General features: G+C 61.6%; 13 protein-coding genes. 7 read left to right on the plus strand and 6 right to left on the minus strand.

Features of this window, described 5'->3' with window-relative positions; all coding sequences use genetic code 11:
* Nucleotides 1-99: 99 nt before the first annotated feature.
* Nucleotides 100-1,032, minus strand: a complete 933-nt coding sequence (locus ACA046_RS08980) for a proline iminopeptidase-family hydrolase (protein WP_167662595.1) — start codon at nt 1,030-1,032, stop codon at nt 100-102.
* 94 nt (nt 1,033-1,126) lie between these two features.
* A complete protein-coding gene (locus tag ACA046_RS08985) occupies nt 1,127-1,891 on the minus strand; it encodes a LuxR family transcriptional regulator (RefSeq protein WP_076017282.1) in 765 nt (254 codons plus the stop codon).
* 182 nt (nt 1,892-2,073) lie between these two features.
* On the opposite strand from ACA046_RS08985, the gene ACA046_RS08990 reads away from it, so the two are divergent.
* The 6 genes from ACA046_RS08990 to ACA046_RS09015 are packed head-to-tail and all read left to right on the plus strand — an operon-like array spanning nt 2,074 to nt 8,253.
* Nucleotides 2,074-2,961, plus strand: coding sequence for a proline iminopeptidase-family hydrolase (locus ACA046_RS08990; protein ID WP_497676298.1), 888 nt, complete (start codon nt 2,074-2,076; stop codon nt 2,959-2,961).
* 3 nt (nt 2,962-2,964) lie between these two features.
* On the plus strand, nt 2,965-3,912 hold the full coding sequence (locus ACA046_RS08995; protein WP_010176243.1) for an ABC transporter permease: 948 nt from the start codon (nt 2,965-2,967) through the stop codon (nt 3,910-3,912).
* Complete coding sequence (locus ACA046_RS09000; RefSeq protein ID WP_201142733.1) at nt 3,909-4,766, plus strand: ABC transporter permease; 858 nt, start codon at nt 3,909-3,911, stop codon at nt 4,764-4,766. The genes ACA046_RS08995 and ACA046_RS09000 overlap by 4 nt, the downstream gene beginning before the upstream one ends.
* Complete coding sequence (locus tag ACA046_RS09005) at nt 4,763-5,719, plus strand: ABC transporter ATP-binding protein (RefSeq protein WP_497676299.1); 957 nt, start codon at nt 4,763-4,765, stop codon at nt 5,717-5,719. Before ACA046_RS09000 ends, ACA046_RS09005 begins: the two co-directional genes overlap by 4 nt.
* On the plus strand, nt 5,716-6,687 hold the full coding sequence (locus tag ACA046_RS09010; protein ID WP_497676300.1) for an ABC transporter ATP-binding protein: 972 nt from the start codon (nt 5,716-5,718) through the stop codon (nt 6,685-6,687). The genes ACA046_RS09005 and ACA046_RS09010 overlap by 4 nt, the downstream gene beginning before the upstream one ends.
* 51 nt (nt 6,688-6,738) lie before the next feature.
* Nucleotides 6,739-8,253: an ABC transporter substrate-binding protein gene (locus ACA046_RS09015; RefSeq protein ID WP_167662591.1), complete on the plus strand. Its 1,515-nt coding sequence runs from the start codon at nt 6,739-6,741 to the stop codon at nt 8,251-8,253.
* Nucleotides 8,254-8,393: 140 nt separating this feature from the next.
* On the opposite strand, the gene ACA046_RS09020 is transcribed toward ACA046_RS09015, so the two are convergent.
* The 4 genes from ACA046_RS09020 to ACA046_RS09035 form a co-directional block, all read right to left on the minus strand.
* Nucleotides 8,394-9,134, minus strand: a complete 741-nt coding sequence (locus ACA046_RS09020) for a YciK family oxidoreductase (RefSeq protein WP_076017288.1) — start codon at nt 9,132-9,134, stop codon at nt 8,394-8,396.
* Between the two features lie 179 nt (nt 9,135-9,313).
* On the minus strand, nt 9,314-9,985 hold the full coding sequence (gene mupP, locus ACA046_RS09025; RefSeq protein WP_459027147.1) for an N-acetylmuramic acid 6-phosphate phosphatase MupP: 672 nt from the start codon (nt 9,983-9,985) through the stop codon (nt 9,314-9,316).
* A 4-nt stretch (nt 9,986-9,989) separates the two neighbouring features.
* Nucleotides 9,990-10,688: a bifunctional 2-polyprenyl-6-hydroxyphenol methylase/3-demethylubiquinol 3-O-methyltransferase UbiG gene (gene ubiG / locus ACA046_RS09030; protein ID WP_017477312.1), complete on the minus strand. Its 699-nt coding sequence runs from the start codon at nt 10,686-10,688 to the stop codon at nt 9,990-9,992.
* Nucleotides 10,689-10,751: 63 nt separating this feature from the next.
* Nucleotides 10,752-12,083, minus strand: a complete 1,332-nt coding sequence (locus ACA046_RS09035) for a TRZ/ATZ family hydrolase (protein WP_218263388.1) — start codon at nt 12,081-12,083, stop codon at nt 10,752-10,754.
* A gap of 108 nt (nt 12,084-12,191) precedes the next feature.
* Here ACA046_RS09035 and mtnA point away from each other — a divergent pair, with 108 nt between their 5' ends.
* Nucleotides 12,192-13,268 (plus strand): S-methyl-5-thioribose-1-phosphate isomerase, encoded by a 1,077-nt coding sequence (gene mtnA, locus ACA046_RS09040; RefSeq protein ID WP_403767530.1) that lies wholly within the window; start codon nt 12,192-12,194, stop codon nt 13,266-13,268.
* Nucleotides 13,269-13,271: the final 3 nt, after the last annotated feature.

A 13,271-nucleotide genomic window follows, 5' to 3' on the forward strand; every position in this document is an offset into this window, starting at 1 on the left:
TTTGCGTAGCAGCTGTCGAGCCTTGGCGAGGCTGCGTCGGCGGTGTATCTGACACACCGCTACGCAGCCTCGCCAAGGCTCGACAGCTGCTACGGCTGGTTAGCCAGTCTTGAGTGCTTTGTGGGGAACAGAGCAGGCCTGATCCAAAAACTGCACCACCGTACCCATGCACGCCTGCCGCTCTTCAACATGCGGCATGTGGCTGGAGTCTTCGAACAGCGCCCAGCGCACATCGGCAATCTCATCCAGGAACGGCTTGACCACCAGCGGCGTGGCCTCGTCATGCCGGCCGGAAATCACCAGGGTCGGCACATTGACCTTCGACAGCCGGCCAATCACGTTCCAGTCTTTCAAACTGCCAATCACATGGAATTCCGTCGGGCCGCTCATGGCGTGATATACCGTCGGGTCCGAATCCACCTGAGCGAAGGTACGCGCGACTTCTTCCGGCCATGGATTGACCCGGCACACGTGCTGGTCATAGAAAATCCGCGAGGCGGCCAGGTATTCAGGGTCTTGGTAGGTGCCGGCCTGTTCGTGCTTGAGCAGGGTTTCGTGCACGCCTTCAGGCAGTAACTTGCGCAGGCGGTTGGCCTCGGCGACCCAGGTCCGCATGCAGGTCGGCGAGTTGGCGGGGATAAACGCGCGCAGGCCCTTGGGTTGCAGGATGGCGTGTTCGCTGCCGAGCATGCCGCCCCAGGATTGACCCAGGATTGCGTAGTTATTGCTGATTTGCAGGTGGTCCAGCAGGTTGTCCAGTTCTTCCAGGAACAAGCCCACGGTCCAAAACGACGGGTCTTTTTCAGGCAGGTGCGTGGAGCGGCCGTTGCCCAGTTGGTCGTAGTGAATGACCGCGTGGCCACTGGCAGCCACGTCCTTGTAGGCGTCGACATAATCATGGGTGCAGCCCGGGCCGCCATGGAGGATGACCAGTGGCGTGAGGCCGCTGTCCAGGTCGCCGGTGACCCGATACCAGGTCTGGTAGTCGCGAAAAGCCGCATAGCCTTCGCGGATGGTTTCGATGAATTCCATTTCGTGCCCTGCCCTGAGAAAAAGTGATCAGGCACACGATAGTCGGCACAGAAAGTTTAAGTAACTAGCAAAACAGCTAGGTTTTGCCTTCGGATCAGTCTTCCAGCAACCGGTAATGGGTGGCTCGCACGACCGCTTGTACCCGGTTCTTGGCCCCCAGCTTATGCATGGCCGACGCCAGGTGCAGGGTGACAACGGCCAGGGAGCGGCTCAATTGCGTGGCGATTTCGGCGGCGGTCAGGCCGTCGGCAGCCCATTTCAGGCACTCGCGCTCGCGTTTGGTCAGACGGATGTGCGGGTAGGAGCGCAGTTCCTTGCTGAAAAGCGGGTAGGCCGCTTCCTGCAAGGCGTGGGTAATCAGGTTGAAATCCGACAGGGTCTGACGGGCATCCTCCAGCACCGTGCTGGCCTTGCCGGTGCGCAGGCCGGTCAGTGAGGCGAAGCCGCCACGGGGCAAATGGATCGGCACGCTGACGCCGCAGGTCATCTGCTGGTCGTGCAGGTAGCTGGAAACGGGGGCGTGGCAGGGGTCGATGATCTTTTGCAGCGCGGTGTCGGCCTTGGCCTCGTAGGACCAGACAAACGGTGAAACCGTCGACAGTGCGAGGTGTTGCACCGGATCGATCTGATAAAAACCGGAACTGCACCACAAGCTGTACCAGTCTGGCGGCGTATTGCGCAGTTGCAGCACAGAAGGGGTGATCAGTGCACCATTATGGTCAATGGGCACGGGGGTGTAGTCGTAGACCAGCGCATCAAAACCCAGGTCCTGGGCCAATACGAGGGTGTTGTCCATCTGTTCATCCAGGCTCCTGCCGGGGATGAGACGGTCATTAAAGGCAGTTAACCTGGCCAGCATCCGTTCTGCTCCCGAATTCGTTTGAATCTCGTCTTGCTGCAAGTAGAATGCCACGCCCCGGCGAAGGACTGCCAGACCAAACCTATAAGAATTACCAGGTTATGGACGCGCGGCATCCTCGGTAGTGTTGGCCTTTAAACGGCCACTATCCCCAGGGCCGACACACAACAAGGAATGTATGCATGTGGCGTGAAATTGCCCCCGACCAGCAGTACAACGTGCAAGTCGATGGCCATAACCTCGTGGCCTACAGCTTTGGCGAAGGCGATGAAGTGTTGCTGTGTCTCAATGGCGGCCCGGGGCTGCCTTGCGACTACTTGCGCGACGCCCATGGCTGGCTCAAGGACAACGGCCTGCGAGTCGTTGCATTCGACCAGCTTGGCACCGGCGCATCAGCCAGACCGACCGATGTTTCGCTGTGGGAAATTAGCCGTTATGTCGAGGAAGTCGAGTCGGTGCGCCAGGCCCTGGGCCTGGGTCGCGTGCACCTGCTGGGACATTCCTGGGGCGGATGGCTGGGCATCGAGTACGCCATTCACTACCCCGACGCGCTGAAAAGCCTGATCCTGGAAAACACCGTCGGCGACATTCCGCACCTGTCCCTTGAGCTGGAACGCCTGCGCGGCGCCCTCGGTAGCGAAACCGTAGCGATGATGCAACGCCACGAAGCCATGGGTACCCTCGACCATCCGCAGTACCAGGCCGCCATCACCTTGCTCAACTACCGCCACGTCTGCCGCCTGGACGAGTGGCCGGCACCGGTCCAGCGCTCCCTCGGCGACTGGAACATGGGCCCCTACGAAACCATGCAGGGCCCCAACGAATTCCTCTACATCGGCAACCTCAAGGACTGGAACCGCATCCCCGAGATGGCGGAGTTCAAGATGCCGATACTGATCACTACCGGCCAGCACGACGAACTGACCCCGGCCTGCGCCATGCGTATGAAAAGCGCGGCCAGGCACGCTGAATTGCACGTGTTCCCCAACAGCAGCCATATGCCGTTTTACGAAGAGCCCCAGGCTTACTTCCCGGTGCTGCTGGACTTCCTTGCTCGTCACCGAGGCTGACGGATGAACCTGGCGCGTTACCGTTTTGTGCTGTCCCGGCCGCTGCAATTGCTGCCGGTGCTGTTTGGCATCAGCCTGATTACCTTCGTGCTGGTGCGCTCGATTCCCGGTGATCCGGCGCGGGCCCTGTTGGGATCGCGCAGCACCCCGGACGCCTTGTTGAAGATCCGCGCCCAGTACGGCCTCGACCAGCCACTCTGGCTGCAATATTTCTATTTCCTGAAAAACTTGCTCAAGGGCGATCTCGGCCAGTCGCTGCTGTACAAGGTCGACGCGCTGAAACTGATCGTCACTCGCATCGAGCCGACCCTGTTCCTGGTGCTCGGCAGCGTTCTGCTTGCGCTGTTGATCGCCGTGCCGTTGGCCACCGTGGCCGCACGTAATAAAGGTGGCTGGGCGGATAACCTGATCCGGCTGTTCACCACGGTCGGGCTGGGCATGCCGGCGTTCTGGCTGGGTTTGATGCTGATTCTGTTGCTCAGCGTGCAATGGGGCCTGTTCCCGGTCTCCGGCTATGGGCGCACCTGGCTGGACAAGGCGCACCACATGGTTCTGCCGTGCCTGACTATCGCGTTGGCGCTGTCGGCGGTGCTGGTGCGTAACCTGCGGGCGAGCATGCTGATGGAGTTGCAGGCCGATCACGTGACTGCCGCCCGGGCCCGCGGCTTGTCGGAGGCGGCGGTGTTTCGTCGCCACGTTTTGCCCAATTCCCTGGTGCCGGCGGTCAACCTGTTGGCGGTGAACATTGGCTGGCTGATCAGCGGCACGGTGGTGATCGAAAGCCTGTTTGCGATTCCCGGCATCGGCCAGTTGCTGGTGCGCGGGATTTTCACCCGCGACTACATGGTGGTGCAGGGCGTGGCGATGGTGCTGGCCTGTGCGACCGTGCTGGTCAACTTTGTCGCGGATGTGGTGACGGTCGCGCTGGACCCGCGAGTGAAGATGCAATGAGCAGTCGCCCCTTGATTGCCCCGTGGCGCTTGCGCCTGCGCTTTGGTTTTCGCAATGGCCGGCTGACGGCGGCCTGGGGTCTGTTGATTCTGCTGACATGGCTGGCGCTGGCACTGTTCGCTCCGTGGATCGCACCGTTCGATCCGATTGCGCAAAACACCGACATCAGTTTGCTGGGCCCCAGCCTCGCCCATCCATTTGGCACGGACAACTACGGCCGCGACATTCTTTCGAGGGTGATCTGGGGCGCGCGCATCGACCTGCAACTGGCGGTGGTCGGAGTGATCTTTCCGTTCCTGATCGGCACCTTTGTCGGCGCGGTGTCCGGTTATATCGGCGGGCGTTTTGACAGTTTCTGCATGCGGGTGATCGACGTCATCCTCGCGTTCCCCTTTCTGGTGCTGATGCTCGCGATCATGGCGATCCTCGGCCCGGGTTTGAAAAGCTTTTATATCGCCATGGCGCTGGTGGGTTGGGTGTCCTACGCACGACTGATCCGGTCGCAGATCCTGGTGCTCAAGGAAAGCGACTTCGCCTTGGCCGCCAAAAGCCTGGGCTTTGGCCATGGGCGCATTCTGTTTCGGCATTTGTTGCCCAACGCGATGTTCGGTTCGATTGTGTTTTCCATGTCTGACGCGGTGCTGGTGCTGCTCAACGGTGCAGCGGTCAGCTACCTCGGCCTGGGCGTGCAACCGCCGACCGCCGAATGGGGCACCATGGTTGCCGAAGGCCAGGCGTTTATCACCACCGCCTGGTGGATTTGCACCTTCCCGGGCCTGGCCATCGTGACATTGGCCATGGGTTTCAGCCTGCTGGCCGATGGTGTGGCGCAAGTGCTGGGGGATCGCTCATGAGTCTTCTGCAAGTGCAGGACCTGAGTGTGATCGCCAACAACACCGGGCGCGATGTGACCCTGGTGGACCGGGTGTCCTTCGACCTGGCCGAAGGTGAAATCCTCGGTCTGGTGGGCGAAAGCGGTTCGGGCAAGACCATGGCCTGTCGCGGGCTGATGCGCTTGCTGCCGTCCCCGAGCCTACGGGTGCAGGGCGGTTCGGTGCGCCTGGCGGGCAAGGACCTTCTGACACTGGATGACGCGGGCATGCGTGCGGTTCGTGGCGGGCAACTGGGCATGATTTTCCAGAACCCCAGCAGCCACCTCGACCCGCTGATGCGCATTGGCGAGCAGATCGCCGAGGGCATCCGCCTGCATCAGGGCGCGTCGAAAAAAGACGCGCGCCTGCAGGCCATCGAGGCGCTGCGCCAGGTTGGTATTCCCGATCCCCAGGCGCGTATCGACAACTATCCTCACGAGTTTTCCGGCGGCATGCGCCAGCGGGCGATGATCGCCGTGGCCCTTGGCTGCAATCCAAAGGTGCTGATCGCCGACGAGCCGACCACCGCCCTCGACGTGACCGTACAGGCCCAGATCCTGCGCCTGCTGCTGGACCTGCGGGACCAGCGCGGCCTGTCGATCATCATGATCACTCACGACCTGGGCGTGGTGGCGCAAACCTGCGACTCCATCGCCGTGATGTACGCCGGCCGCCTGTGCGAGCACGGCAGCAAATACGAGCTGCTGGCGCACCCGCAACACCCGTACACCGCCGGCCTGATCGAGTGCCAGCCCGCCACCAGCAGTGGGCACGCCTTGTTGCGCACTATTGCCGGGCAACCGCCGTTGCTCGATGCCTTGCCCAAGGGCTGCCGGTTCAACCCGCGATGCCCGCAAGTCGGCAGCTTGTGCACCGAGCTGTTGCCGGAAGGCGCACGGGTTGCCTGCCACTATCCCCTGGGAGTTCGCCCATGACGTTGTTGCAGGTGAATGACCTTGAGGTGCGTTTTGCCGCCTCCGGCAGTGGCCTATTTGGCCTGAATAAACAGTGGGTGAGGGCGGTCAACGGCGTGTCGTTGACGCTGGCTGCTGGCGAAACCCTTGGGTTGGTGGGTGAGTCCGGCAGCGGGAAAAGCACCCTGGGGCGGGCGATCCTGCACCTCAACCCGATCAGCGCCGGGCAGGTGGTATTTGACGGCATCGACATGGCTCACGCCGGGCCTGTCGACATCGCGCGTTTGCGGTACGAGACGGCGATGATCTTCCAGGATCCCTACGCGGCCCTGAACCCGCGTCTGACGGTCGGCGAAACCATCGCCGAAGTCCTGCGGGTGCAGCGCAAGGTGGCGTCAGAAAACATTCCACGCCGGGTCGACGAATTACTCGACCTCGTAGGCCTGCGCCCCGAACTCGCCAGCCGCAAGCCCGGCTCTCTCAGCGGCGGCCAGTGCCAGCGCGTCGGCATCGCCCGGGCGCTGGCGGTGGAGCCGCGGCTGATCATCGCCGACGAATGCGTGGCCGCCTTGGATGTGTCGATCCAGGGCCAGATCATCAACCTGCTGCTGGAACTGCAACAGCGCATGAACTTGGCGATCCTGTTTATCGCCCACGACCTGGCCATCGTCCGTCGCCTGTGCGACCGGGTGGCGGTGATGTACCTGGGGAAAATCGTCGAGGAAGGCCCGGTTGAAGCGGTGTTCACCACGCCGCGCCATCCCTACACCGCAGCGTTGATCCAGGCGATCCCGGAGATTGATCCGTACCGCCCACTGCCCAGCGAACCGTTGCCGGGCGAGCCGCCGAGCCCGCTGAAATTGCCCAGTGGTTGTGCCTTTCACCCGCGTTGCCGGCATGCACGGGCCGTGTGTGCCGAGGTATTGCCACCGACTCACGTTGTGCAAACGCATCGGTACAGTTGCGTGCTTGAAGAACCTTTGCTTTGAACCCTTCCTGCCGATCATGAACAACCGCCGTTATAGACAAGGAGTTATGACATGCAATCCCGTCACTTGAAGTTGCTCGCCGCCGCCACACTCACTGCGTGGTCGCTGACCGCCGGTATCGCCCACGCGGCCGGTGTACTCACCATCGGTTGCCGCGAAGACAGCACCACGTTTGACCCGATCAAAAGCGCGCAGAACCGCGACACCTGGGTGTTCGCCAACGTTTACGACACCCTGGTACGCGTGGATAACCTGGGCACCAAGATGGAGCCGGGGCTGGCAGAAAGCTGGGACATTTCCAAGGACGGCCTGACGTACACCTTCAAACTGCGGGCCGCGAAGTTCTCGGATGGCTCGCCGATCACTGCTGACGACGCCGCCTTCAGCCTGTTGCGCATTCGCGACAACAAGGCCTCGCTGTGGAGCGACCCGTTCAGCCTGATCAATACCGCCAAGGCTGCTGATCCGCAGACCCTGGTCGTGACCTTGAAAACCCCGGCGGTCGCCTTCCTCTCGCAACTCGCTTCGCCGACGGTGTCGATCCTGTCGGAAAAAGCCATGACCAAGATGGGCGAAGACGCCTACTCGGAAAACCCGGTGACCTCCGGCGCGTTTACCGTGGAAGAGTGGCGCAAGGGCGATCGGGTGATCCTGAAGAAGAACCCGAACTTCTGGCAGGCCAGTAACGTGAGCCTGGATGGCGTGGAGTGGGTGTCGGTCACTGACGACAACACGCGCATGCGCATGGTGCAGAACAACGAACTGGACACGGCGATCTTCGTCCCGTTCTCCCGGGTTGAAGAGCTGAAAAAAGACAAGAACGTGGTGGTCCACTCCGACCCGTCGACCCGTGAAGATCACCTGTTGATCAACCATGCCCACGGCCTGCTGGCCAAGCCGGAAGTGCGTCAGGCGCTGGACATGGCCATCGATAAACAATCGCTGGTGAAAACCGCCACCTTCGGCCAAGGCACCGTGGCCTATTCCTACATCCCAAAAGGCTCGCTGTACCACTACGCCAACAACCTGCAACGCCCGTATGACCCGACCGAAGCCAAGAAACTGCTGGCCGCTGCCGGCGCCCAGGACTTGAAGTTGAACTACGTGGTCAACGCCGGCAACGAAGCCGACGAGCAGATTGCGGTGATGATCAAGGATCAGTTGGCCAAGGTCGGTGTGACGGCCAACCTGCAAAAGGTCGACCCGACCCAAAGCTGGCAGATGCTGGTGGACGGCGAATACGATATTTCGGTGATGTACTGGACCAACGACATCCTCGACCCGGACCAGAAGACCACCTTCGTGCTGGGCCACGACACCAACCAGAACTACATGACTCGCTACAAGAACGACAAAGTGAAAGACCTGGTGGCGGCCGCACGGATCGAGGCGGATCCGGTCAAGCGCGAGCAGATGTATGTGGACCTGCAGAAAATGGCGAAACAGGATGTGAACTGGATTGATCTGTACTACAGCCCGTACATCAACATCTCACGCAAGAACGTGAGCAACTTCCTGCAAAACCCGCTGGGGCGTTTCACCCTTGAGGAAGTGGTGAAGAACTAAGTTCTAGAGAGCACCGCAATACAAATGTGGGAGCGGGCTTGCTCGCGAAGGCGGTGGATCAGTCGATATCTCTGTTGACTGACACTCCGCCTTCGCGAGCAAGCCCGCTCCCACATTAGGTTGCGCTATGTTCCAGATAGTTATTGCGCGTCAAATGCCTGCCCATTGATGCCCGTACTGTCCGGCCCCATCAGGTACAGGTACACCGGCATGATTTCTTCCGGTGTCGGGTTATCGGTCGGGTTCTCCCCTGGATACGCTTGCGCCCGCATGCTGGTGCGGGTGGCGCCCGGGTTGATGCTGTTGGCACGCACCGGTGCAACGTTATCCAACTCGTCCGCCAGGGTTTGCATCAGGCCTTCGGTGGCAAACTTCGACACCCCGTACGCCCCCCAATAAGCCCGGCCCTTGCGGCCCACGCTGCTGGAAGTGAACACCACCGACGCATCCTGGGACAGCTTGAGCAGCGGCAACAGCGTGCTGGTCAGCATGAACATCGCGTTGACGTTCACGTGCATCACCCGCATGAAGTTCTCACCGGACAGCTGCTCGATGGGCGTGCGCGGGCCGATGATCGAGGCGTTGTGCAGCACGCCGTCGAGGTGGCCGAATTCCTTTTCGATCATCGCTGCCAACTCATCGTATTGATGGGGCAGGGCGGTCTCCAGGTTGAACGGGATCACCACCGGCTGTGGCTGGCCGGCGGCTTCGATTTCGTCATATACCTGGGCCAGGTTGGCTTCGGTCTTGCCCAGCAACAGCACGGTGGCACCGTGGGCGGCATAGGTCTTTGCCGCTGCGGCACCGATTCCGCGACCGGCGCCGGTGACCAGGATGACCCGGCCCTTGAGCAGTTCTGGACGTGCGGAGTAATCAAACATAAACAACCTCGACAAAGTTCACAGAAAATCCATGTGATTGATTGCAGCTAAGGCTTCTGTGGCGAGGGAGCTTGCTCCCGTTGGGTTGCGAAGCAGCCCCAGCTTTTCGCGACTGCTGCGCAGTCGAACGGGAGCAAGCTCCCTCGCCACAAAGTTGCATCTACCTCAGGCAGTCCCAATCAGCAGCTGCACAGGGCGCTGTCCAGGACTTTGCGCAATTCCAGCGGGTGATCCACCACCACGTCGGCACCCCAGTTGCGCGGGTTGTCGTCCGGGTGGATATAGCCGTAGGTGACCGCCGCAGTGCGGGTGCCGGCGTCGCGGCCCGATTCGATGTCCCGCAGGTCATCACCCACGAACAGCACGCTCGCCGGGTCCAGGTCGAGCATCTTGCACGCCAGGATCAACGGCTCCGGGTCCGGCTTGCTGTTCTTCACGTGGTCCGGGCAGATCAACAGCGCCGAGCGTTCGGCCAGGCCCAGTTGCTGCATGATCGGTTCGGCAAAGCGCAGTGGCTTGTTGGTGACCACGCCCCAGATCAGCTTGGATTTCTCGATTTCCACCAGCAGCTCTTCCATTCCCTCGAACAGCTTGCTGTGAATCGCGCAGCCCTTGAGGTAACGCTCCAGGAATTCCTGGCGCAGCTCTTCAAAGCCTGGGGACTCGGGGTCCATGGAAAAGGTCACGGCAACCATCGCCCGGGCGCCGCCGGAGATTTCATCGCGGATGTGTTGGTCGTTCATCGGTGCCAGGCCGCGGTCAGCCCGCATGGCCTGGCAGATGGCGATAAAGTCCGGCGCGGTGTCCAGCAGGGTACCGTCCATGTCGAAAAGAACCGCTCGCAACTTCACAGGCTTACTCCTCGCGCAGGGTCTGGATCATGTAGTTGACGTCAACGTCGCTGGCCAGTTTGTAGTGCTTGGTCAGCGGGTTGTAGGTCAAACCGATGATGTCCTTGACGGTCAGCCCGGCCTGGCGGCTCCAGGCGCCCAGCTCGGAAGGGCGGATGAATTTCTTGAAGTCATGGGTGCCGCGAGGCAGCAGCTTCATGATGTATTCGGCACCGATGATCGCGAACAGATAGGCCTTCGGATTGCGGTTGATGGTGGAGAAGAACACCTGGCCACCGGGCTTGACCATGCGGAAGCAGGCACGGATCACCGAGGATGGATCCGGCACGTGCTCGAGCATTTCCAGGCAGGTGACTACATCGAACTGCCCGGGCATTTCTTCGGCCAGCTCTTCGGCGGTGATTTGGCGGTATTCGACGCTCACGCCGGATTCCAGCTGATGCAACTGGGCCACGGCCAATGGCGCTTCACCCATGTCGATACCCATCACGGTGGCGCCGCGCTGGGCCATGGATTCGCTGAGAATCCCGCCGCCGCAACCCACATCCAGCACTTTCTTGCCGGCCAGGTTGACGCGTTCGTCAATCCAATTGACCCGCAGCGGATTGATGTCGTGCAGGGGTTTGAACTCGCTTTCGCGGTCCCACCAGCGATGGGCGAGGGCTTCGAATTTGGCGATTTCAGCGTGGTCGACGTTGCTCATGGGGAATCCTCTAAATCTGATAAAACGTTTTGCTGGCCCTGGCATGTGCTGCCAGGGCCGGCGTTATTCGCTGTGTCCGCTGATGCGCTGGCCCCAGGCGATGGCCGTGGCGCACAACTGTTGCTCATCCAGGCGGGTCAGTTGCCGGTCGTCGAGCAATTGCTTGCCGCCGACCCAAAGGTGTTTCACACAATCGCGTCCGGTGGCATATATAAGCTGTGAGACCGGATCGTAGATCGGTTGTTGCGCCAGGCCCGACAGGTCGAAGGCCACGATATCCGCGGCCTTGCCGACTTCCAGCGAGCCGATTTCACTTTCCAGGCCCATGGCCCGGGCGCCGTTGAGGGTGGCCATGCGCAAGGCGCGGTGGGCATCCAGGGCGGTGGCCGAGCCGGCGACGGCCTTGGCCAGCAACGCGGCGGTGCGGGTTTCGCCCAGCAGGTCGAGGTCATTGTTACTGGCGGCGCCGTCGGTGCCTACTGCCACATTGACGCCGGCTTGCCACAGGCGTTCCACCGGGCAGAAGCCGCTGGCCAGTTTCAGGTTGGATTCTGGGCAGTGGATCACGCTGGTGTTACTTTCTACCAGTAAAGCCAGGTCGTCATCGCTGATTTGGGTCATGTGAACGGCCTGGAAGCGCGGCCCCAGCAAACCCAGGCGGCCAAGCCGTGCCAGCGGGCGTTCACCGCGCTGTTCAACGGACTGCTGCACTTCGAAGGCGGTTTCATGCACGTGCATGTGGATCGAGGCGTCCAGCTCCTCGGCGATCATGCGGATTTTTTCCAGGTTTTCATCGCAGACGGTGTACGGCGCGTGGGGGCCGAAGGTGATTTTGATCCGTGGGTGATGCTTGAGGTCGCCGAACAGCTCGACGCCCTGGCGAATCGCCTCGTCGGCGTCAGCGGCACCGGGAATCGGGAAATCCAGGATCGGGATGGCGATTTGCGCGCGGATGCCTGCGTTGTGCACGCGTTCGCTGGCGACTTTCGGGAAGAAGTACATGTCCGAGAAACACGTGATGCCACCCTTTATCTGCTCGGCGATCGCCAGGTCAGTGCCGTCGCGCACGAAGGCTTCGTCGACCCACTTGGCTTCGGCGGGCCAGATGTGGTTTTCCAGCCAGGTCATCAGCGGCAGGTCGTCGGCCAGGCCGCGAAACAGCGTCATGGCCGCGTGGCCGTGGGCGTTGATCAGGCCGGGGCTGAGCAGCATGCCCGGCAGTTCGCGCACTTCGGTCGCTGCGAGCTTCAAGGCCGCGGCGCGTGGGCCGATAAATGCAATGCGCCCGTCACGAATGCCCAGGCCGTGCTCCTTGAGCACTACGCCGGCAGGCTCGACAGGTACCAGCCAGGTGGGCAGCAGCAATAAGTCGAGCGGGGCGGCAGTTGGCGTCATCGAGGGTGGTTTCCCTGGCATCTATAAAGAACGGCGAAGTATACCCGAGCGTCCTGGCTGGCGGATCGCTATAATCGGCGGCTTTTGTTCATGAGTGCGGGGTGAGGGATGCGCGATCGACTGTTGGCTGCGGAGAAAGTGAAGGCCATCGACTGGCGTGATGGCGCACTGTACCTGCTCGATCAGCGTGTTTTGCCGTCTGCAGAAACCTGGGTCGTCTGCAACAGTGCTGCCGAGGTGGCTGAGGCCATTCGCTCGATGGTGGTACGCGGTGCGCCGGCCATTGGCATCAGTGCGGCGTATGGCCTGGTGCTGGCCGCCCGTGCTCACATCGCCGAGGGCGATGACTGGCAGGCTGCCTGGGAAGAGGACTACGCATTGCTGGCGGATACCCGTCCGACGGCGTCGAATCTTTTCTGGGCCATGAAGCGGATGCGTGATTGCCTCGATCGCCTCAAGAAACACGCCGACCCGCTGGCGGTGCTGGAAGCCGAGGCGGTAGCGATTCACCAAAGTGATCGCGAAGCCAACCTGACCATGGCGCAACTGGGTGTGGAACTGATCCGCAAGCACCAGGGCAACGTCCAGGCGATTCTGACCCATGGCAATGCGGGCGCGCTGGCGACGGGCGGCGTGGGTACGGCCCTCGGCGTGATTCGCGGGGCGTTCCTGGAGGGCATGGTGGAGCGGGTCTACGCCAACGAAACCCGGCCCTGGCTGCAAGGCTCGCGGTTGACGGCCTGGGAGTTGGCCAATGAGGGCATCCCCGTCACCGTGAATGCCGATTCGGCCGGCGCGCATATTCTCAAGACCAAGGGTGTGACCTGGGTGATCGTCGGTGCCGACTGCATTGCGGCTAATGGTGATGTGGTCAGCAAGATCGGCACGTATCAGTTGGCGGTGTGCGCCATGCACCACGGCGTGCGCTTCATGGTGGTGGCAGCCAGCTCCACCATCGACCTGATGGCGGCCAGTGGTGATGACGTGCCGCTTGAAGAGCGCGATGCCCGGGAGCTGCTGGAAGTCGGCGGCACCCGCGTAGCCGCCGATGTAGACGCCTTCAATCCGGTGTTTGATGTAACGCCAGCGGACCTGATTGATGTGATCGTCACTGAAAAAGGCATCGTCGAACGCCCGGACACGGCGAAGATGGCGCAATTGATGTGTCGTAAGCGCCTGCATTAAGGC

It is taken from the genome of Pseudomonas sp. LBUM1641, assembly GCF_059716235.1.

What these genes read in the sequence shown, in the direction of transcription:
- ACA046_RS09015 (WP_167662591.1), top strand. Translation starts at nt 6,739, where the DNA reads ATGCAATCCCGTCACTTGAAGTTGCTCGCCGCCGCCACACTCACTGCG.
- ACA046_RS09035 (WP_218263388.1), bottom strand. Translation starts at nt 12,083, where the DNA reads ATGACGCCAACTGCCGCCCCGCTCGACTTATTGCTGCTGCCCACCTGG.
- ACA046_RS09000 (WP_201142733.1), top strand. Translation starts at nt 3,909, where the DNA reads ATGAGCAGTCGCCCCTTGATTGCCCCGTGGCGCTTGCGCCTGCGCTTT.
- ubiG (WP_017477312.1), bottom strand. Translation starts at nt 10,688, where the DNA reads ATGAGCAACGTCGACCACGCTGAAATCGCCAAATTCGAAGCCCTCGCC.
- ACA046_RS09010 (WP_497676300.1), top strand. Translation starts at nt 5,716, where the DNA reads ATGACGTTGTTGCAGGTGAATGACCTTGAGGTGCGTTTTGCCGCCTCC.
- ACA046_RS08980 (WP_167662595.1), bottom strand. Translation starts at nt 1,032, where the DNA reads ATGGAATTCATCGAAACCATCCGCGAAGGCTATGCGGCTTTTCGCGAC.
- ACA046_RS09005 (WP_497676299.1), top strand. Translation starts at nt 4,763, where the DNA reads ATGAGTCTTCTGCAAGTGCAGGACCTGAGTGTGATCGCCAACAACACC.
- ACA046_RS09020 (WP_076017288.1), bottom strand. Translation starts at nt 9,134, where the DNA reads ATGTTTGATTACTCCGCACGTCCAGAACTGCTCAAGGGCCGGGTCATC.
- ACA046_RS08990 (WP_497676298.1), top strand. Translation starts at nt 2,074, where the DNA reads ATGTGGCGTGAAATTGCCCCCGACCAGCAGTACAACGTGCAAGTCGAT.
- ACA046_RS08995 (WP_010176243.1), top strand. Translation starts at nt 2,965, where the DNA reads ATGAACCTGGCGCGTTACCGTTTTGTGCTGTCCCGGCCGCTGCAATTG.
- ACA046_RS08985 (WP_076017282.1), bottom strand. Translation starts at nt 1,891, where the DNA reads ATGCTGGCCAGGTTAACTGCCTTTAATGACCGTCTCATCCCCGGCAGG.
- mtnA (WP_403767530.1), top strand. Translation starts at nt 12,192, where the DNA reads ATGCGCGATCGACTGTTGGCTGCGGAGAAAGTGAAGGCCATCGACTGG.